21 protein-coding genes and 1 tRNA gene are annotated in these 19,902 nt (G+C 69.6%); 16 read left to right on the forward strand and 6 right to left on the reverse strand.

What is annotated here, in order from left to right:
• Positions 1–24: 24 nt before the first annotated feature.
• The 10 genes from VMD91_03565 to VMD91_03610 all read left to right on the forward strand — a co-directional run bounded on the left by VMD91_03565 (position 25) and on the right by VMD91_03610 (position 11,025).
• A complete protein-coding gene (locus VMD91_03565; GenBank protein ID HTW83133.1) occupies positions 25–936 on the forward strand; it encodes an NAD(P)-dependent oxidoreductase in 912 nt (303 codons plus the stop codon).
• A gap of 22 nt (positions 937–958) precedes the next feature.
• Complete coding sequence (locus tag VMD91_03570) at positions 959–2,509, forward strand: Ppx/GppA phosphatase family protein (protein ID HTW83134.1); 1,551 nt, start codon at positions 959–961, stop codon at positions 2,507–2,509.
• Positions 2,506–3,207, forward strand: coding sequence for a response regulator transcription factor (locus VMD91_03575; GenBank protein ID HTW83135.1), 702 nt, complete (start codon positions 2,506–2,508; stop codon positions 3,205–3,207). The genes VMD91_03570 and VMD91_03575 overlap by 4 nt, the downstream gene beginning before the upstream one ends.
• Complete coding sequence (locus VMD91_03580) at positions 3,204–4,367, forward strand: ATP-binding protein (GenBank protein HTW83136.1); 1,164 nt, start codon at positions 3,204–3,206, stop codon at positions 4,365–4,367. The genes VMD91_03575 and VMD91_03580 overlap by 4 nt, the downstream gene beginning before the upstream one ends.
• Positions 4,368–4,472: 105 nt before the next feature.
• Positions 4,473–5,291 carry a phosphate ABC transporter substrate-binding protein gene (locus tag VMD91_03585; GenBank protein ID HTW83137.1) on the forward strand — a complete coding sequence of 273 codons (819 nt, stop codon included), beginning with the start codon at positions 4,473–4,475 and terminating at the stop codon, positions 5,289–5,291.
• Positions 5,292–5,372: 81 nt separating this feature from the next.
• Entirely contained in the window at positions 5,373–6,257 is an 885-nt protein-coding gene (pstC, locus tag VMD91_03590) for a phosphate ABC transporter permease subunit PstC (GenBank protein HTW83138.1), read from the forward strand.
• Positions 6,257–7,174 carry a phosphate ABC transporter permease PstA gene (gene pstA, locus VMD91_03595; protein HTW83139.1) on the forward strand — a complete coding sequence of 306 codons (918 nt, stop codon included), beginning with the start codon at positions 6,257–6,259 and terminating at the stop codon, positions 7,172–7,174. Before pstC ends, pstA begins: the two co-directional genes overlap by 1 nt.
• A gap of 5 nt (positions 7,175–7,179) precedes the next feature.
• Entirely contained in the window at positions 7,180–7,956 is a 777-nt protein-coding gene (gene pstB / locus VMD91_03600; protein ID HTW83140.1) for a phosphate ABC transporter ATP-binding protein PstB, read from the forward strand.
• Between the two features lie 41 nt (positions 7,957–7,997).
• Positions 7,998–9,083 (forward strand): L-threonine 3-dehydrogenase, encoded by a 1,086-nt coding sequence (tdh, locus tag VMD91_03605; protein HTW83141.1) that lies wholly within the window; start codon positions 7,998–8,000, stop codon positions 9,081–9,083.
• 16 nt (positions 9,084–9,099) lie between these two features.
• Positions 9,100–11,025 (forward strand): sulfotransferase, encoded by a 1,926-nt coding sequence (locus tag VMD91_03610; GenBank protein HTW83142.1) that lies wholly within the window; start codon positions 9,100–9,102, stop codon positions 11,023–11,025.
• 4 nt (positions 11,026–11,029) lie between these two features.
• On the opposite strand, the gene VMD91_03615 is transcribed toward VMD91_03610, so the two are convergent.
• On the reverse strand, positions 11,030–11,584 hold the full coding sequence (locus tag VMD91_03615) for a carboxypeptidase-like regulatory domain-containing protein (GenBank protein HTW83143.1): 555 nt from the start codon (positions 11,582–11,584) through the stop codon (positions 11,030–11,032).
• Between the two features lie 53 nt (positions 11,585–11,637).
• On the opposite strand from VMD91_03615, the gene VMD91_03620 reads away from it, so the two are divergent.
• From VMD91_03620 to VMD91_03635, 4 genes are all read left to right on the forward strand, one after another.
• Positions 11,638–12,840: a glycine C-acetyltransferase gene (locus VMD91_03620; GenBank protein HTW83144.1), complete on the forward strand. Its 1,203-nt coding sequence runs from the start codon at positions 11,638–11,640 to the stop codon at positions 12,838–12,840.
• Complete coding sequence (locus VMD91_03625) at positions 12,837–13,421, forward strand: aspartyl/asparaginyl beta-hydroxylase domain-containing protein (GenBank protein HTW83145.1); 585 nt, start codon at positions 12,837–12,839, stop codon at positions 13,419–13,421. The genes VMD91_03620 and VMD91_03625 overlap by 4 nt, the downstream gene beginning before the upstream one ends.
• A 115-nt stretch (positions 13,422–13,536) precedes the next feature.
• The gene (locus VMD91_03630) at positions 13,537–13,998 is read left to right on the forward strand and encodes a hypothetical protein (GenBank protein ID HTW83146.1); all 462 of its coding nucleotides are present in this window, start codon (positions 13,537–13,539) and stop codon (positions 13,996–13,998) included.
• Between the two features lie 56 nt (positions 13,999–14,054).
• Complete coding sequence (locus VMD91_03635) at positions 14,055–15,239, forward strand: Nif11-like leader peptide family natural product precursor (GenBank protein HTW83147.1); 1,185 nt, start codon at positions 14,055–14,057, stop codon at positions 15,237–15,239.
• Here VMD91_03635 and VMD91_03640 read toward each other — a convergent pair.
• On the reverse strand, positions 15,199–15,504 hold the full coding sequence (locus VMD91_03640) for a hypothetical protein (protein ID HTW83148.1): 306 nt from the start codon (positions 15,502–15,504) through the stop codon (positions 15,199–15,201). The genes VMD91_03635 and VMD91_03640 overlap by 41 nt on opposite strands.
• 128 nt (positions 15,505–15,632) lie before the next feature.
• Here VMD91_03640 and VMD91_03645 point away from each other — a divergent pair, with 128 nt between their 5' ends.
• Complete coding sequence (locus VMD91_03645) at positions 15,633–16,409, forward strand: Crp/Fnr family transcriptional regulator (GenBank protein HTW83149.1); 777 nt, start codon at positions 15,633–15,635, stop codon at positions 16,407–16,409.
• Here the strand turns inward: VMD91_03645 and VMD91_03650 are convergent.
• From VMD91_03650 to VMD91_03660, 3 genes are all read right to left on the reverse strand, one after another.
• Entirely contained in the window at positions 16,367–17,548 is a 1,182-nt protein-coding gene (locus VMD91_03650; protein ID HTW83150.1) for an acyl-CoA dehydrogenase family protein, read from the reverse strand. The two genes, VMD91_03645 and VMD91_03650, sit on opposite strands and share 43 nt — an antisense overlap.
• Before the next feature lie 9 nt (positions 17,549–17,557).
• A complete protein-coding gene (locus tag VMD91_03655) occupies positions 17,558–17,995 on the reverse strand; it encodes a tail fiber protein (GenBank protein HTW83151.1) in 438 nt (145 codons plus the stop codon).
• Positions 17,996–18,108: 113 nt separating this feature from the next.
• Positions 18,109–18,918 carry a c-type cytochrome gene (locus VMD91_03660; protein ID HTW83152.1) on the reverse strand — a complete coding sequence of 270 codons (810 nt, stop codon included), beginning with the start codon at positions 18,916–18,918 and terminating at the stop codon, positions 18,109–18,111.
• A 258-nt stretch (positions 18,919–19,176) separates the two neighbouring features.
• Between VMD91_03660 and VMD91_03665 the strand changes: the two genes are divergently transcribed.
• The gene (locus VMD91_03665) at positions 19,177–19,752 is read left to right on the forward strand and encodes a hypothetical protein (protein HTW83153.1); all 576 of its coding nucleotides are present in this window, start codon (positions 19,177–19,179) and stop codon (positions 19,750–19,752) included.
• Positions 19,753–19,809: 57 nt separating this feature from the next.
• Here the strand turns inward: VMD91_03665 and VMD91_03670 are convergent.
• Positions 19,810–19,886: transfer RNA gene (locus VMD91_03670), tRNA-Met, on the reverse strand.
• Positions 19,887–19,902 lie beyond the last annotated feature (16 nt).

Here is a 19,902-nt window from a genome sequence, read left to right on the forward strand (position 1 = left end):
ACGACCTTGACGGAAGGGCGGCGCGTGAGCAAGCACGTCGGCGTGGTCGGTATCGGTGCGATGGGCGAGCCGATGGCGGCATCGCTCCTGCGCGCGGGGTTCGCGGTCAGCGTGTGCGCGCATCGCAATCGCGAGCCGCTCGCGCGGCTGGTCGCGCTCGGCGCGAGCGACGGCGGCGATCCGGCCGGCGTCGCCGCCGCGAGCGAGGTCGTCGTCACGTGCGTACCGGACGCGCCGCAGGTCGACGAGACGCTGTTCGGCGAGCGCGGGGTCCTCGCCGGTGCCAAGCGCGGGACGCTGGTCATCGACATGTCGACCATCTCGCCGGTCGCGACGCGCGCCTTCGACGAGCGCCTGCGCGCGGCCGGACTGCGCTTCGTCGACGCGCCGGTTTCCGGCGGTCCGGCGCGCGCGACCACCGGCACGCTGACCATCATGGTCGGCGCGTCCGACGCCGATTTCGCCGACGCCGAACCGGTGCTGCGCGGGATGGGAACACCCAACCACCTGGGCCCCGTCGGCATGGGCGAGGTCGTCAAGCTCGTCAACCAGATCATCATCTCGAACGTGATGATCGCCAACGTCGAAGCGTTCGTGTTCGCGGCCAAGGCCGGCGCCGACGTGCAGAAGGTGCGCGAGGTGATCCTGACCGCGACGGGCCAGAACTACCTGCTGCAGAACTGGTTGCCGCAGAGCTGGCTGGCCGGTTCGCTCAAGCCGGGCTTCATGCTCGACCTGCTGCGCAAGGACCTCGCCGCCGCGCTCGACTCGGCCCGCGCGCTGGGTACGACCATGCCGGCCTCCGCGCTCGCCTATCAGCTCTACACCGCGAGCTCGGGTGAAGGGCACGGGCGCGACGACTACTCGAGCGTCGCCACCATCTACGAGCGCGCGGCCGGCGTACGGGTCGCGCAGCCGGCCGAAGCTCCCGTCTAGTCGCGTCGTTTCGAGCGCTCCGATGCTCTTCGGTGCCATCGACGTCGGCACGAACTCGATCCACCTGATCGTCGTCGAGCTCGACGCCGCGTTCGACACCTCGCGCGTGGTCTACAAAGCGCGCGAGATGGTGCGGCTGGGCAGCGACGACGCGCTGGTCAGCGGCCGGCTCTCGCGCAAGGCGATGGAGCGCGGGGTCGAAGCGATCGCGCGCTTCGTCGAAGCGGCGCACGTCCGCGGTGCCGAGCGCATTCGCGCGGTCGCGACGTCGGCCGTGCGCGAGACCGAGAACGGCGAGGAGTTCCGGGCGCTGGTCGAGGCGCGCACCGGCGTTCCGCTGGAGATCCTCGACGGCGACGAGGAGGCGCGGCTCATTCACTTGGGCGTCGCCAGCGGCTTCCCGATCTACGACCGCGTCGCGTGCATCGTCGACATCGGCGGCGGTTCGACCGAGCTGGTCGTCGCCGACGGCGAGCGTCCGTATCTGGTCGACTCGGTCAAGCTCGGCAGCCTGCGTCTGTACGACGCGTTCTTGCGCGGGCGCAGCGATCCGCTGCGCGCGGCGCAGCGATTGGACGCGTACGTCGCGGACGTCGTCGGCCCGGTCGCCGAGCGCGTGCGGCACTACCAGCTCGATCTCGCGCTGGGGACGTCCGGCACCATCATGGGGCTGGCCTCGCTCGACGCGGCGGCGCGGGGCCTAGCGATCAAACGCGTTCACGGCTACACGCTGCGGCGCTCGCGTCTGGAGGCGCTGCAGCGGCTGATGCTGCCGATGAGCGAAGCCGAGCGGCGGCGCATGCCGGGGATGAACCCGCGCCGCGCCGACATCATCGTCGCCGGCAACGCGGTGCTGATCGGCGTTCTGCAGCTGCTGGGCCGCGAGGAGCTCATCGTCTGCGAGCGCGCGCTGCGCGACGGCGTCGTGGTCGACTTGGCGCGCCGCGACCGCGAGCTGGCGGACCGGCTCGGCGACGCGCGCGCGCGCCGGCTGGCCGCGGTCGAACGGATGGCCTCGCGCTACGAGCATTTGGGCGGCCATCAACGGCTGGTGGCGCGCCTGGCGCTCGAGCTGTTCGAACGGCTGGCGCCGCTGCACGGGTTGGCACCACCGGACCGCGACCTGTTGTGGGCCGCGGCGATGCTGCACGGGATCGGACGCTTCATCGCCGAGAGCGGGCATCACAAGCACGCCGCCTACCTGATCCGCAACACGCCGCTCGAGGGCTGGCGTGACGAAGAGCTGCAGCTGGTGGCGTTGATCGCGCGCTATTACCGCAAGTCGATGCCCAAGCCGACGCACCCGGAGTTCATGGCCCTCGCGCCGACGGACCGCCGCCGGGTCGAGATGCTGGCCTCCCTGCTGCGGATCGCCGACGCCCTGGACGTCCGGCATCTGGGCGTGGTGACGGAAGTCGCAGCCGTCCAGCAGATCGGCCGGGTCGTCATCGCGGCGCAGGCCGACGGCGACGTGGCGGGCGAAGTGAGCAAAGCGATGGAGAGAGCCGACTTGTTCGAGCGGACCTTTGGCGTCCGCATCGCCGTCGAGGCGCTCGAAGGGGCTCGCGCATGACCGCCTTGCTGGCACCGCGGAAGAAGATTCTCCTGGTCGACGACGAGGCCGCGATCGTCCATTCCCTGCGCTACAACCTCGAGAAGAACGGCTACGCGGTGACGACTGCCGGCGACGGCCGGACCGCGATCGCGTTGGCGCAGTCCGAGCACCCCGACCTGGTCGTGCTCGACATCATGCTCCCGCTGCTCGACGGAATCGAGGCTTGCAAGGAGATCCGCAAGACGTCGACCGTGCCGATCATCATGCTCACCGCGAAGGACCAAGAGTTCGACAAGGTCCTCGCGCTCGAGCTCGGCGCCGACGACTACGTCACCAAGCCATTCTCGCTGGGCGAGATCATGGCGCGCATCAAGGCGCGGCTGCGCCGCGTCGAGGTCGACGCCGACGAGCGCGACGAGTCGATCACCGCCGGCACGATCACCATTGACCCGGCACGGCAACGGCTGGTCGTGCGCGAGCACGAGGTCGCGCTGGCGCCGAAAGAGTTCCGGCTGCTGCACGTGCTGATGGAGAACCGCGGCCGGATCGTCACCCGCCAGATGCTGCTCGAGAAGGTCTGGGGCTACGACTTCGAGGGCGAGCACCAGACGATCAGCGTCCACATCCGCTGGCTGCGCGAGAAGATCGAGATCGACCCCAACAATCCGCGGCACATCATCACCGTGCGCAGCCGCGGCTACATGTTCAAGGAGTGATCGGCGTCGACGTCGTCGCCGGCCTGATCGGAGCGCTCGCCGGCGCCGCCGTCACCATCCTCGCGGGGCGCGCGCTGGGCCGCCGCAGCGAGCCGCAGCGCGCGCCGCAAGCGCACGACGTACAGGACGGTGAGCCCGCGGTGCGCCTGGTGCGGGTGCTGCCGTTTCCCGCCTTCCTGGCCGATCCGCGCGGGCGGGTGCGCGTTTTCAACGCCGCCGCCGGCGAGCTGTTCGGCGTCGATCCCGAGCGCGCGGTCGGCCGCGCGCTGATCGAGGTCATCCCCTCGGTGCTGCTCGAGCGCATGCTGCACGCCGCGCTGCTCGGCGAGACGCGCACGCGCGACGTCGCCTTCGGCAGCGGCGCGCGCGAGCGGTTCGTCGCCGTCACCGTGCAGCCGTACGAGGGCGGCGCGATGGCGATCGCGACCGACCGGACCGCGCTGATCGCCGCCGAACGCGTGCGGCACGAGTTCATCAGCGACGTCTCGCACGAGCTGCGCACGCCGCTCTCGGCGATGAAGCTGATGCTCGAGACGGTCCTGTTGGCCGACGACGACGCCGAAGCGCGGGCGCTGTTCTTGCCGCAGATCGCCGACGAGGTCGAGCGGATGGTGCGGCTGGTCGAAGATCTGCTCGAGCTGGCGCGTTCGGAGTCGGGAACGGTCCCGCTGCGGCGCGAGCGCTTCGACTTGGGCGAGATCGCGACCAGCGCGCTCAACACCTTCACCCAGCGTGCCGACGCGCTCGAAGTCGAGCTGGACCTGGACGCCCCCGAACGCGTCGAGGTCGAGGCCGATCGCGGGCGCCTGATCCAAGTCGCGATGAACCTGGTCGACAACGCACTGCGCCATACGCCCGCGCTGGGCAAGGTCACGGTCGAAGTCACGCGCGCGGGCGAGCACGCGCTGCTGATCGTGCGCGATACCGGCGCGGGGATCCCGTACGCGGACCTGCCGCGCATCTTCGAGCGCTTCTACGTCGTCGACCGCTCGCGTTCGCGCGAACGGGGCGGGACGGGCCTGGGACTGTCGATCGCCCGCAACCTGGTCGAGGCCCACGGAGGAACCCTGACGGCCGAGTCGATCTATGGTCACGGAGCGACCTTCACCATGCGTTTACCGTCCGGCGGAGCAGCCGAGCCGAGCATTAAGGCGCCTTAATATTACCTTAAGGTCGGCTTACGATGGGCTTGGGACGATGCGTCTGGGCCACTCGTAAGCCAGTCGGCCCTCGTCCTCATGCCTAGCCATCGGAGGTTCATTCACGTGAAGCGGAACGCTGCGCTCGCAGCACTGCTCGTTGGTTGCTCGGCCGCCGCGCTCGCCGCGCCGGCGTTCGCCGCGACCAACATCACCATCGCCGGTTCGACGGCGCTCTTGCCGCTCGTCAAAGACGCCTCGGAGGCGTACCAGAAGGCGCATCCCGACGTGCAGATCAGCGTTTCGGGCGGCGGTTCCGGCACGGGGATCAATCAGGTCGCGGCCAAGGCGATCGACATCGGCGACTCGGACATCCAGGCTCCCGGCCATCCCGAGCTGCACGACAACCGCGTCGCGGTCATCGGCTTCGCCGTCGTGACGAACCCCGACGTCAAGATCAAGAACCTGAGCAAGGCGCAGCTGCAGGCCATCTTCTCGGGCAAAGCCACCACCTGGAAGCAGTTCGGCGGTCCGGACGAAAAGATCGTCGTCATCAACCGTCCGCGCAACTCGGGGACGCGCGCGGTCTTCACCAAGACCATCATGGGCTCGACGCCGGTCAACGAGAGCGGTTTGGTCGAGGACGCGACGGGAACGGTCGTCAGCGTCGTCAAGACGACGCCGGGCGCCATCTCGTACGCCGCGTTCAGCGGCACGCGCAACTCGGGGCTGAACGAGCTGTCGATCGACGGCGTGGCGCCGACCGACGACAACATTCGCTCCGGCAAGTACCCGGACTGGTCGTACGAGCACATGTTCACCCAGGGTGAGCCGACCGGCGAGATCGCCAAGTTCATCGATTTCGTGGCGAGCTCGAAGGATCTCGTCGAGAAGGACGGATTCATCCTCATCGGCTCGATGAAGGTCAAAGAAACCGACCGCTGATCGGTTTCGCAACCTGAAGGCTTCGGAAGGGCGGCCGGCGCAGTCGCCCTTCCGGTCTTTCTTCCGGAGCAACGTCGCCGCGTGATCGCCGTCCAAGCCCGCCGCTCGCATCGCACCGAGCGCATCGCCGTCATCGGCCTGCGTCTCGCTGCCGGCTTCGTCATCATCGCGATGGCGGCACTCCTGCTGTACCTCGCGTGGGAGGGGACGAAGACGTTCTACGTCGACAAGTTCCCGCTCTGGAAGTTCCTGTTCACGACCTCGTTCGACCCGGACAACAAGCAGGTCGGTGCCGGCGTCTTCATCGTCGGCACGATCACGGTCACGCTGTTCGCGATCTTGGTCGGCGGCCCGTTCGGCATCGCGGTCGGCGTGTTTCTCTCCGAGATCGCGCCGCGGCGGATGACCCAAGTTCTCAAGCCCGCCATCGAAGTGATGGTCGGGATTCCGTCGGTCGTCTACGGCTGGCTGGGCCTCACGCTGCTGGTGCCGCTGATCCGCACCCGCACCAGCTCGCCGAGCGGCTTCGGGCTGGCGGCGGCGGGCATCGTGCTCGCGATCATGATCTTGCCGACCGTCATCACGCTGAGCGAGGACGCGTTTCGCTCGCTGCCGGGTTCGTTGAAGGAAGGCTCGCTCGCACTGGGGGCGACCCGCTTCCAGACGATCGTGCGCGTGCTGCTGCCCAGCGCGTCGAGCGGTCTGGCGGTCGCGCTGATCCTGGGCATCGCACGCGCGATCGGTGAGACGCTGGCGATCCAGATGGTGATCGGGAACGCGACGCAGCTGCCGCTGGGGATCTTCTCGCCGACGGCCGCGCTGACGACCGAGATCGTCACCGACATGCCCGGCGCCACCGAGGGCACGCTGCTCGAGCACGCGCTGTTCTCGATGGCGTTCCTGCTGCTGCTGATCGCGATGCTGTTGATCGTGTTCGTACGGCTGGCCCTGCGGAAGCGCACCTGATGGCCGCCGTCACGACGATCGCGCCGCGCAGCGTCTCCGCGACCGGCAGCGTCCGCAACCGGCGCATCGCCGACATGACCGCGACGGTCGTGCTGTGGGTGATGGCATCGAGCATCATCGTGATGCTGGCCGCTTTCATCATCTACATGGTCTATCTGGGGTGGAGCGCGCTGACGCCCTCGTTCATCTTCGGCGTGCCGCAAGAGACCACGGCCGGCGGCGGCATCGGGCCCGAGATCTACAACTCGTTCTACATCCTGATCCTCACGCTGGTCTTCACCGTGCCGATCGCCGTCGCTGCCGGCATCTACTTGCAGGAGTACTCGCAGCCCGGACGCTTCCGCGGCGTCGTGCAGTTCAGTGCCGAGTCGCTGGCGACGATCCCATCGGTCGTGATGGGGCTCTTCGGCCTGTTGGTGTTCGTCTATCTCTTCAAGTGGCACTTCACGGCGCTCGGCGGCGCGCTGACGCTGACGCTCTTGAACCTGCCGGCGCTCATGCGCGTCACGCAGGAAGCGCTCTCGAGCGTCCCCGACACGCTGCGCGAGGCGTCGATGGGGATGGGCGGGACGAAGTGGCAGACGATCACGCGAGTCGTCTTGCCGAGCGCGATCGGTCGCATGACGACCGGCGTCGTCTTGATCGCCGGCCGCATCTTCGGCGAGACCGCGGCCTTGATCTTCACCGCCGGGCTGAGCGTGCCGTACAACAACCCGTACAGCCTGAGCCCGTGGCGCCCCGCCGAAACCCTCGCCGTTCACTTGTGGTACTCACACTCCGAGTCGATCGTCCCCGATGTCGCGCGCATCGGCAACGGCTCCGCGCTCGTGCTGCTGATCATGGTGCTCTTGTTCAACCTCTCGGCGCGCATCGTCGGGCGCCAGCTGACCAAACGATTCACCGGGAGAGCGGAATGATCGAGATGACCGAATCGGCTGCCGCGACCACCAACAAGCTCGTCGCCTCGGACGTGGACGTCTACTACGGCAACTTCCGGGCCATCAAGAGCGCGTCGCTGGCGATGAAGGCGCAGAAGGTCACCGCCCTGATCGGACCGTCCGGCTGCGGCAAATCGACCTTCCTGCGCGCGCTCGACCGCATGCACGATCTCACGCCCGGCGCCCGCGTCGAAGGCCAGATCCTGCTCGACGGCGAGGACATCTACGGCCCCGACGCCGATCCGGTCGTCATCCGCCATCGCATCGGAATGGTCTTCCAGCGCCCCAACCCGTTCCCCAAGACGATTTTCGAGAACGTCATCTACGGCCCGCGCATCCACGGCGAGCGCAATCGCACCAAGCTGCAGGAGATCGCCGAGCACGCGCTGCGCGGCGCGGCGTTGTGGGACGAGGTGAAGGATCGCATGCAGCGTTCGGCGCTCGACCTTTCCGGCGGTCAACAGCAGCGTCTGTGCATCGCCCGCGCGATCGCGCTCAACCCCGAAGTGCTGCTGATGGACGAGCCGGCCTCGGCGCTCGACCCGATCGCGACCTCCAAGATCGAAGACCTGATCGGCGAGCTCAAGGAGCACTATACCGTCGTCATCGTCACGCACTCGATGCAGCAAGCGGCACGCATCTCCGACGACACCGCGTTCTTCCACCTGGGTGAGATCGTCGAGGTCGGGCCGACCAGCCGGATCTTCACCCACCCCAAGGAAAAGCGCACCGAGGACTACATCACCGGCCGCTTCGGGTGATCCGCAGGCGCCGCTGAGCGGGCGGCGCGAAGATCGGCGGGATGACCGTTCCGACCACTGCCGAGCGCCCGGGCGCGACGTCGGCGATCCCCGCGACCATGCGCGCGCTGCGCAAGACGACCGCCGCCGCCGGCTTCAGCCTCGAGCACGTCCCCGTCCCCGCGATCGGGCCGACCGACGTCCTGATCCGCGTCGGCACGGTCGGCTTGTGCGGCACCGACCTGCACATCTACGGCTGGGACCATTGGGCCAAGCGGCGGGTCAAGCTGGGAACGACGATCGGTCACGAGTTCATGGGCACGGTCGCGGCGGTCGGCAGCGCGGTGACCGCCTTCGCGGTCGGCGACCGCGTCTCGGCCGAAGGCCACCTCGCCTGCGGGATCTGCTCGCTCTGCCGCACCGGTCAGGCCCACATCTGCGAACACGTGCAGATCATCGGCGTCGACACCGACGGCGCGTTCGCGGACTACATCCGCATGCCGGAGTCGAACGTGTGGAAGCTCGACCCGTCGATCCCCGACAGTTGGGCGGCCGTCTTCGATCCGCTCGGCAACGCCGTCCACACGGTCATGGCGGCCGACGTCTCGGTGAAGTCGGTCGTCATCACCGGCGTCGGCTCGATCGGGTTGATGGCGATTCCGGTCGCGCGGGCCGCCGGCGCGGCGAAGGTCTTCGCGATCGACGTCAACCCGCAGAAGCTCGAGCTGGCCAAGCGCGTCGGCGCCGACGCGACGTTCTCGGCGACGATGCCGGGCCTGGTCGAGGAGATCGTCGCGCGTACCGGCGGCGACGGCGTCGACGTGCTGCTCGAGATGTCGGGCTCGGGTTCGGCGATCGACAACGGTTTGGCGATGGTCCGCAACGGCGGCGTGGCCGCGTTGCTGGGCATCCCGTCCGACGACGTCGAGATCAACCTGGCCGAGCGCATCATCTTCAAAGGGCTGACGGTGCTCGGCATCAACGGCCGCAAGATGTTCGAGACCTGGTATCAGACGCAGGCGCTGGTGACCAGCGGCCGGGTCGATCTGGGGCCGATCATCACCCACGAGCTGGACTTCGAGGACTACGACCGTGCCTTCGGCCTGATGCGCAGCGGTGAGGCGGCCAAGATCGTTCTCAGGCTGTAGCGGTATTGGTGTCTGCGTGACCTTGCCCGAGGCCTTGGCCGATTTTCACGCGCGAGCGGCCGCGCGTGATCGCGAGGCCGCGGTTCGCGCAGCCGAGACGATCCGGGCAGACTGGCCCGAGGAGGCCCGCGCCCTCGACCTCGTCGGCGCCGCGCTGTTCGCGTTGGGTGCGACGGACGCGGCGCTGGCCTGCGTCGATCAAGCCTGCCGCTCGCCCCAGGCACATGCCGGCCATCACACGCGCCGCGCCATCCTCTACCGCCAGGTCGGCAACCTCGACGAGGCGCTGGGCTCGGCCCGCACCGCGGCCGCGATCGCGCCGGGCGAGGCGCCGTTGCAGGCCCAATTGGCGCAGCTCTTGACCGCGACCGGCGCGTTCGAAGAGGCGGCGGCGGCGTACGAGGCGGCGATCGAGGCCGACCCCGCGCTGCCGGCAGCGCGCGTCGGCGCGGCACTGCTGCTGATGACGCTCGGCCGCCACGAGCGGGCGTTGGCGCACGCGCGGCGCGCGCTCGAGCTCGACGACAACCTCCCCGCCGCGGCCTCGCTGGTCGCGATGATCGAAGGCGTCTTGCACGGCCCCGATCGTGCGGTGGCGCTGTTGGCCGACGTCGCCGCGCGTCACCCGGGCGACGTGACCGCGAACGTCGCGTACGCGCGCAGCTTGCTCAAGGTCGAGCGCTTCGCCGACGCGCTCGCGGTGGCCGAGCGGGCTGTCGCGATCGCGCCACGCGAACACGTGCCGCTCGAGCTGCTGGCGGTCTGCCAGCAGTCCCTCGGCCGGCATGAAGACGCGTTGGCGACCTTGGCGCACGCGCAAGCGCTCGCGCCGCGAGCCGCCAGCCTGGCCGCCAAGCGGGGCGCCGTTCTCGTCGAGCTGGGCCGCATCGCGGAGGCGGCCGTCGCATACGACCAAGCACTCGCGCTCGAGCCGGACAACGCCGCGGCCTGGTACGGCCGGGCCGATCTCTCCGTCGTCCTCGGTGACGAGGAGATCGCCGCGATGGAGCGGGCGCTGGCGACCTCGCCGCGCCTGCGCGCGTACGACGACCGGCTCGCCATGCACTTCGCGATCGCGCGCTCCGCGTTGCGGCTCGGCGACGAAGAGCGCGCGTTCGGCCACTTCGCGGAAGGCAACCGCATGAAGCGCTCGACGTTGCGCTACGACGTGGCCAACGACGAGCGCGTCATGCGCGAGATCGCGGCGACCGTCACGCCGGCATTTCTCGCCAGCCAGCACTCGCGCGAGCGCTCCGAGGTGCCGATGTTCGTGGTCGGTATGCCACGCTCGGGGACGACGCTGGTCGAGCAGATCTTGGGCGCGCACCCGGCGGTGCATCCTGCCGGCGAGCTGACGGCGCTGCCGAACGCCATCGCCGGACTGTTGGCGATGCCCGAGCCGCGCGAGCTCGCCACGGCCGCCCGCGCCTATCTGGACACGATCCGGCCGTTGGCGCCGCACGCGCAGCGCATCGTCGACAAGCTGCCGGCGAACTTCTTGCGGGCCGGCGTCATCCACGCGATGCTGCCGGGCGCGCGCATCGTGCACGTGCGGCGCGCGCCGCTCGACACCTGTCTGTCGTGCTACACGACGTTGTTCGAAGGGCGCCAAGATTTCAGCTACGATCTGGTCGAGCTGGGACGGTTCTACCGCGGTTACGATCAGCTGATGGAACATTGGCGCGCCGTGCTGCCGCCCGAGCGCTTCTTCGAGATCGACTACGAGACGATCGTCGAGGATCTCGAGGGTTCGGCCCGCGCGCTGGTCGCGTTCGCCGGCTTGCCGTGGGACGCGGCCTCGCTGCGTTTCAACGAGGTCGTGCGACCGATCCGCACCGCGAGCAAAACGCAGGTGCGCCGGCCGATCTATCGCAGCAGCATCGGCCGCGGCGAGCGGCTGCGCTCCTATCTGGAGCCGCTGATCGCCGTGCTCGAGGGCTGACCGTTCAGGTCTGCAGGACGCGCAGGTCGACGCGCACGAGCTCTTTCACGTGCGCGATCGGGACGTGTTCGAGCGCCAGCGTTCGCTCGCCGGCGCGCGCCACCAGGTCGTACATCCCCGGTCGCACGCCGTTGAGCACGAAGGCACCGATCTTGTCGGTGCGGGTCGTGTAGGCGGTGCGGCCGTCGCTCGAGTTGACGTGGATCGAAACGTTGCCGAGCGTCTGCCCGACCCGGTCGCGGACGTAGCCGGCGATGGCCGTCGAGGGCTCGCCTTCGAGCGTCTGTCCCTCGCCGGGGATCAGGCCGCGCAGGATGTCTTGCCGGTACCCGCCCAGGATGCCGATGCCGCGCACCGAGAGCGAGAGGTAGTGCCGCGCCGAGATCACCAGGTCGTAGACACCCTCCGGCAGCTGCGCGGTGAAGACGCCCTCCTCGTCGGTCGTGTGGACGGAGACCCGCTCGGCGCGCGAGATGCAGGTCACCCGGGCGCCGGCGAGCGGGATGCTCGAACGGCGGTCCAGGAGCGTGCAGTGCAGCAGTCCGAAGGTGGTGTCCACCTCAACCTCATCGGCCCGGACGCGCCCTGAGTTGACATTTCCATGGAGTCTTGATGAACGCCGCCTTCGAAGCCCGCCTCACCGCCGACCTGGACGCGCTGCGCGCCGCCGGAACGTATAAGACCCTGCGCCACCTCACCGGCCCGATGGGGGCGGAAGTCCACATGGAAGAGGCCGGCGACGTCATCGTCCTCTCCTCGAACAACTACCTGGGCCTGGCGGATCATCCCGACGTCGTCGCCGCCGGGATCGCGGGCTTGCGGCAGTACGGCGCCGGGACCGCGTCGGTGCGTTTCATCTGCGGCACCTTCGACGTCCACCGCCGGCTCGAAGACGCGGTCGCACGCCTGGTGCGCACGGAGGCGGCGCTCTCCTACGTCTCGTGCTGGACCGCCAACGAAGGGCTGATCCCGACGATCGCCACCGCCGGCAACACGATCATCAGCGACGAGCTCAACCACGCCTCGATCATCGACGGCTGCCGGCTGGCCGGCGCGAAGCGCACGCGCTACAAGCACGGCGACATGGCGGACCTCGAGCGCCAACTGCAGGCGGCCGAGGGGACCGCGTTCGTCATCACCGACGGCGTGTTCTCGATGGAGGGCTCGATCGCGAAGCTGCCCGAGATCGTCGCGCTGGCCAAACGCTACGGCGCGGTGACGATCGTCGACGACTCGCACGGCACCGGCGTCATGGGCGCGAGCGGCCGCGGGACGATCGAGCACTTCGGCCTCGAAGGAGAGGTCGACGTCGTCACCGGCACGCTCGGCAAAGCCCTGGGCGGCGCGGCGGGCGGCTTCGTCGCCGGCTCGCGTGCGCTGATCGACACGCTGGTGCAGCGCTCCCGCACGCAGCTGTTCTCGAACGCGTTGCCGGCGACGGTGGCGTCGAGCGCGCTGGCGGCGATCGAGCTGCTGGAACGCTCGCCCGAGCTGGTCGAACGGCAGCGCGAGAACACGCGCTACTTCCGCGCCGGCCTGACCCGACTCGGCTTCACCCCGCTCGACGGCCCCAGCGCGATCGTGCCGATCATCGTCGGCGACACCGCGTTCGCGATCGCGATGAGCGACCGGCTGTTGCAGGAGGGCGTCTTCGTCACGGGCTTCGGCTTCCCGGTCGTCCCGGAGGGGACGGCGCGCGTGCGCGTGCAGATGTCGAGCGCGCATACCCGTCCCGAGCTCGACCGGGCGCTGGCCGCGTTCGAGAAGGTCGGCACCGAGCTGGGCGTCATCGGACCCGCCGCCGCGCGCCGATGACGCTGCCCGATCGGCTGCGGCTGCCGCTGCGTTTCGCGCCCGAGGCGCTGGCGGCCGATGCGCGCGCGTTCGGCGCGGAGCGCTGGGAGCGCCACTTCAACACCGGCGTCTACGAGGGTGATTGGAGCGGCATCGCGCTGCGCTCGACCGGCGGCGCGGTCTCGCTCTACTCCGATCCGGCCGCCGGCGCCGGCGGCTTCCGCGACACGCCCGCGCTCGACGAGGCGCCCGCGCTGCGGGCGGCGCTGGCCGCGTTCGCCGCGCCGCTGACCTCGGCGCGGCTGCTGCGGCTGGGCGCGGGGGCGCGCATTCGCGAGCACCGCGACTACAACATCGGCCCCGACTTCGGCGAGGTCAGGGTGCACGTTCCGATCGTCACCGGTCCCGGCGTCGAGTTTCTGCTGGGCGGTCGTCCGCTGCACATGCGGCCGGGCGAAGCCTGGTACGTCGACGTCACGCAGCCGCACCAGGTCTGGAATCCCGGACCGGATGCGCGCATCCACCTGGTCGTCGATTGCGTCCTCGACGACGGCCTGCGCGCGCTGTTGGCGCGGGCCGCCGCGCAACCCGCCTCCGCCTAGCCCCGAGGCGAACGGCAGCGGGTTGCGAACGCGTTCGCCCGTTGTCGTATCGGGACGGCGCGGCATGTTGCGTTCGCCCGGTGCGCCCGCGCCGGCGCCACGATAGGCTGCTCCCATGAAACGCGCACCGCTTCGCGCGGCGTCGCTGGCAGCGATCGCCGCGCTCGTTCCGCTCGGCGCCTTCGCCGTTACCAAGCCGTTCGCCGGCCCGACGGGGTGGGATCACGTCGTCGCCGCGACGGCCACGCCCCAAACGCCACGCGCGCAGGAGATCTGGAAGAAGAGCGACGGCGAGACGCTGGTCTATCTCGAGGATCAGGGCTTGACCTACGACGACGTCATCGGGCTGATCCACAAGAACATCACCGACAACGCGATCCACGCCAGCGTCGATCGGGACCGGACGTGCGACGCGCGCCGCGCGCACGAGGTCGAGATGACGCTCGGGACGACGGTCGTGCACCAGATCGTCGTCGACGACGCGCCCGGCGTCACCAAGCTGACCTACATGCACGCGCAAGGCGCGGCGACCTCGCCCGAAGTTCTCGCGACGCTGACGGCCTACTGCGGCGGCTAACCGACCCGTCGGCGTCCAAGGGGGATCGGTACGGCGCGTCCAACAGCCTGCCGCCGATGTCCAGCGCGGAGTTCGCCCGTTTTCGCACCCGCGTCCTCACCGATGTCGCGTTGCGCGAGGCGTTCTGGGCGGAGCCGAACCTCGACGCGTTCGTCGCTCTGGCCCTGCGGCTCGGCGGCGCCCAGGGATTCACGTTCTCGGCGAACGACGTGCACGCGGCGCTGGCCGGCGAGCGCGGGTCGGAGGACCTGCTGCCGCCCGAACGCGCGGAGTTGCTCGACGGGTTCGTTCCCACCGCCGTGCAGTGGCGCCGCGGGGCGGGCGTGGTCGAGTGGTGCCGCTTCGACACGCGACGCTTCGTCGAGCCGTTCTTCGACCAGACGATCCGCGCGGCGCAGCGGCACCCGTTCAATCGTGCCTTCACGCCGCGCACGTCGCTCGACGACCTGGTCGCGCGCAGCGCGCGGCGGCCCGGCGTGCCACCCGCAGGTTTCGTGTTCCACGTCTCGCGCTGCGGCTCGACGCTGGTCGCGCAAACGTTCGCGGCGCTCGCGCGGCTGCTCGTCCTCTCCGAACCGACGCCGCTCGACACGATCGTGCGCGCGCACGAGCAGCTCCCGGAGCTGGACCGGCCTCTCCAAGTGGCGTGGCTGCGCGCGATGCTCGCCGCGCTCACGCAGCGGCGCGGCGCCGAGCAGCAGGCGATCGTCAAGCTCGACGCGTGGCACGCCTCGTATCTCCCGCTGATCGAAGCGGCGTTTCCGGGCGTCCCGTGGGTGTTTCTGGTGCGTGAGCCGCTCGAGGTGCTGGTCTCGCACCGCCGGCAAGTCAGCTGGATGATGGCGGCCCTCAACGCGCCCTCACTGCTGGGCTGCACGCCGCAGGAGGCCGTCCTCATGCAGCCCGACGAGTACCGCGCGCAAGTGTTGGGGCGCATTCTGTCCGCGATGGTCGAGCACGGCGCGGCGGACCGAACGATCGACTACCGCGCGCTGCCGGACGCGATCTGGGACGAGCTGGCGCCGCGCTTCGGGCTCGCGCTCTCCGCCGCCGAACGCGCGCTGCTGTACGAGACCGCGAAACGCGACGCCAAGACGCCCGTGCGTTCGTTCGTCGCGGACGCCGAGGAGAAGCGCGGCGCGACCGACGCGGTGCTCGAGGACTGCGTCGAGCGATGGATGGCTCGGCCTTACGCCTCGCTCATGCCAGTGCGGCCAGCGCCTGGGCCATGCTCGTCGTGACGGTGAGCTTCTCGGCGATGTCGAGGGCGGCGAAGACGCGCGTGAGCGGCCCCTCCTCTTCGATCAGCACGGCGAGGGGCGCGCGCTGGCGCCGACGGAGGAGCAGGAGCTCGGTCAGGAAGATCGCGTCGACGCCCGACGCGGCGCGCAGGTCGAGCAACGTGGGCCGCCCGGGCGGCGTGGCCTCGAACGCGGCCCGGAACTCCGGGTACCGCGCGATGTCCAGGTAACCGGCCAGCTCGATGACGTGAACCGCGCGCTCCATCTGCCTCCGCGTGTAAAGTTCGGTACGTGGTCGTACCAACAGACGGTTCGTTGCTCCTCGTACCGCGCGGATGAGATTTTGTGAAGGACGGGAGGGGCGGGTCGCTCGCTTGACGAGAGTTTCTGCGCGTGAGCCGCGTGCTGCGTATGCCGCCCGAAGGTAGGAGGCTGACCGGAAACCGCTTCGTCGACGCGTTGCCGCGCGAGGCGGCCGACCAGATCGGCCGTATGGCGAATTTGCGCGTCTACGGTGAGGGAGCCGAGCTCGGCACCGCCGGTGCGCGGATCGCCGAAGTCTGCTTTCCCATCGCGGGGGCCATTGCACACATCGAAGAGATGTACGACGGCGAGACGCTCGAGGTCCTGACGGTCGGGAGCCAGGGCGTTAGCCAGTTCGAGCTCATTCTGGGCGAGCCGCGCGCGCAGTACCGCCGCATCGCGCCGGTCCCGGTCTCCGCCTTCGTGCTCAGCGCGCACACCATGCTCGACTTGGCCGAGCGCTGGCCCGAGGTCCGCGCGCTCGCCGCTCGCTACGCGGTCGCGGTCATCCGTGCCGCGGGTCTGGCCGGCGCGTGCGCTCGGCACGACCGCATCGAAGCGCGACTAGCCGGTTGGCTGCTCGGCGTGCACGACTATGCGCAGACGCCGGCGCTCTCGATCACGCACGACCGCATCGCGGCACTGCTCGGCGTGCGACGGGCCGGGATCACCGACGCCTTCTCGGCGCTCACGCGTGCGGGCGCGGTGCGGGTCGCGCGGCAGCACATCACGATCGCCGATCTCGCGGTGCTGGAGCGCTTCGCCTGTGGCTGCCGCCGCGAGGCCAAGGCCGCGCTCGACGCGGTGTACGAGGACGTCGCGGTTCAGAACGAACGCGGCATCCCCAACACGTGCTGGCCGATGTAGGAGAGGATCAGGTTGTTCGCAACCGGCGCGGTGATGTAGAGCCGCGTCTCGCGGAATTTGCGCTCGACGTCGTATTCCTCGGCGAAGCCATAGCCGCCGTGGGCGTCGAGGGCCGCGTTGGCGGCCTGCCATGAGGCCTCCGAGGCCAGCAGCTTCGCGGTGTTGGCCTCGCCGCCGCACGGACGACCGGCGTCGAACAGCGCGGCCGCCTGGCGGCGCACCAGATCCGCGGCCAGCAGGGCCGCGTGCGCGCGCGCGAGCGGGAACTGCACGCCCTGGTTCTGACCGATCGGGCGGCCGAAGACGACGCGTTCGCCGACGTACTTCACCGCACGCTCGATGAAGAACGTCCCGTCGCCGACGCACTCGGCGGCGATCAGGATACGTTCGGCGTTCATGCCGTCGAGGATGTAGCGAAAGCCGCGTCCTTCCTCGCCGATCAGGTTCTCGGCCGGCACTTCGAGGTCGCGAAAGAAGACCTCGTTCGTCTCGTGGTTCATCATGGTGCGGATCGGGCGCACGTCGATCGTTCCCGGCGGCGCGCTGCGCAGATCGACCAGCAGCGTCGAGAGCCCGAACGTCTTGCCCCCGGGACCCGGCGGCGAGGTGCGCGCGAGCAGCAGCATGAGGTCGCTGTGCTGCACGCGCGAGGTCCAGACTTTCTGCCCGTTGACGACGTAGACGTCGCCGCGCCGCACCGCGCTGGTCGTGATCTGCGTCGTGTCGCTGCCGGCGGTCGGCTCGGTGACGCCGAACGCTTGCAGCCGCAGCTCGCCGCGCGCGATCGCCGGCAGGTAGCGCTGCTTCTGCTCGGGGCTGCCGTGGCGCAGGACGGTGCCCATGATGTACATCTGCGCGTGGCACGCCGCGGCGTTGCCGCCCGACCGGTTCACCTCTTCGAGGATGATGCAGGCCTCCGCGATGCCCAGGCCCGCGCCGCCGTACGCTTCGGGGATCAGTGCCGCCAAATAGCCGGCCTGCGTCAGCGCGCCGATGAACGCGTCGGGGTAGCCGCGCTCGGCGTCGAGCGCGCGCCAGTAGGCGTCCGGAAAGGTCGCGCACAGCTCGCGCACGCCGGCGCGCAGCGCGCGCTGCTCGGCGGTCGGTTCGAGTCCGACCGCCGGCTGGTCAGCGCTCACGCGTCGCCCCTAGGCGCCGTAGATGATGTACGTGACGCACAGCGCGCCGCCGACGGCGTACGGACCTTTGCCGGACTTGTCGATCGCGCTTTGATTCAGATGGATCGGGTCGATCCATCCCTGCGGCGTGCCGGTTGGATCGTATCCGCTCCCCAGCGGTACGCGATTGCGGAAGTCGGGCAGCGCAAACGTGAGACGGCCGTCGCCGCCGTAGGTCGTGCCGAGCACCGTGAAGAGTCTCATGTGCGGCTCGATCGGAAGTGTGCGCCCGTCGCACGGCAGCCAGCCCGGCGGCGCGACGGTGCCCGCGAACAGACGGATCTCCCCAACCAGCGGATCGGCCACGACACCCTCCCTTGCGACGGCAACGAGCAGCTCGTCGCGTCTTCCGGCGCGATGAGCGCCGTTTCCCGCCGCGCCGCCGCTCACGTCCAGGCTCGCGCGCATCGAGGGTACGTTCGGCACGATGCGAGGCGCATATGCAGTGATACCTGCCACGCTCACGCCAATCCACGCTTTCCATTCGTCGCCGCGCAGCGGGCGAATCGCGTACCCGTCGCTCAGAAGAAGCTCGCCGGCTCCGTCGGGAACGTGATCGGCCGCGTCCCCTCGAAGTGCGGGCGCGCGTGCGAGAGCACGTAGGCCGACACGTCCACCGCTTCTTGATCGCTCAGCGTGCCGCCGCGCCCGAGCGGCATGTTCGCCTTCACGAAGGCCGGCATCTTCGTGTTCATACCGGCACCGTCGTTGAACGAGGTCGGTCCCCACAGCGGCGGAAACTTCGCCGCCGCGTTGCCGGCCCCGTCGGCGCCGTGACATGCGCTGCACTGCGCCGCGTAGATCTTCGCGCCGTTCGCCGCGTCGGGCGGCTTGGGTGCGTCGACGGTGACGAAGCCTTGATCGGGGAAGCCTCTCCCAATCACCGCGCCTTGCGAGAGCCAGGTGACGTACGCGCTCAGCGCGATGATCTCGCGGCTGTTGGGCGGCGGCGGCGTGCCGTTCATGCTGTAGAGGAAGCATTCGTCGAGCCGGTCTTGCAGCGTGATGAAGCGTTTCGCGCGCTTGTTCCATTGCGGAAAGTTCGCCGCGATGCCGAGCAGCGAGCCGCCGTGCGGCTTGGTCCCCGCGTCGAGGTGGCACGCGTCGCACGACATCCCGGCGCGGACGTACGGCCCTGCGTTGGCCTGCGTGTCGGTCAGCAGCGCGCGCCCGTAGCGGATGAGCTCGCCCTGCGGTCCGGGCGGAATCGTCGCACGGGCCGCGGCGGCGGCCGGGTCCTCGACGGCGCTCGCCGCGTGAGCGTGGACGAACGCGCCGATCACCAGTGCGGCGAGCGCGCCGAGTGCGAGTGTGCGCGGAAAACCTTGCATGGGCAACCTCGTCGAAGCGCCGTCGGGTTCGGTCAACCGGCCGACGAGTCCTCGCCTGCTCCGACGCGACCCGGACGATCGGCCCGTTCGATTTGTCGGTGCTGATGTCCGTGGTAGCGCGTGCTCCGGACCGCTACCATCGCGTTGGGTGTGGGCACGTCTTTCGGTTCGCGGTTCCGACGATCGCGCCGCCGTCCTCTCCGTGCCTCCGTGCAGTCCGCCTTTGACGACACTATCGTCTCCGAAGGAGTGTGCATCATGGCACAGACCGACTCCACCACGACGATCGCCGGCGAAACGCTCGTCGGCAGCGTCGACCTCACGGTGCCGAATCCGATCGGCACGCAAGCGCAGTACGTCCAAGATCAGCTCGGCAATCAGAGCGCGCTGGCCGTCGGCGCGAAGGCCGTCGGCATCGGAACGAGCTCGCCGACGACCGCGTTGACCGTGCAGGGTGGCGGTTCGCCGCCGTTGACGGTGCGCGGCAGCTCGCTGAACTACGCGATGCTGGGGTTGTGGGGCGACGGCGCGCCCGACCAGTGGCAGCTGCAAGCCACCAACCAGAACCCGCCGGTGTTCCGCATCGCGTATCCGCAGAACAACCCGTGGTTCGTCATCCAGGCCGGCGGCTACGTCGGCATCGGGACGCAGACGCCGCAGGCGAAGCTCGACGTCAACGGCACCGTGCGCGCTACCGGCCTGCAGATCAACGGTCCGCTGGCGCTGCAGGCGAACCAGGTGACGCTGACCGGTCTCACGACGCCGCCGCCCGGCGTGACGACGGTCGACGTCGTGGTCGATCCCGCCACCGGCAAGCTCTACCGGCAGAACTGACCGTTCCCGACGTAGCAGAACGGCCCGGCAGGAGTGTTCCTGCCGGGCCGTTCGTGTTGGTTGCGGGGGCGAGATTTGAACTCGCGACCTTCGGGTTATGAGCCCGACGAGCTACCGGACTGCTCCACCCCGCGACGGCGACGGTCATCA

This window comes from Candidatus Sulfotelmatobacter sp. (genome assembly GCA_035504415.1).
In the GTDB taxonomy this organism is placed as follows: Bacteria; Vulcanimicrobiota; Vulcanimicrobiia; order Vulcanimicrobiales; family Vulcanimicrobiaceae; genus Vulcanimicrobium.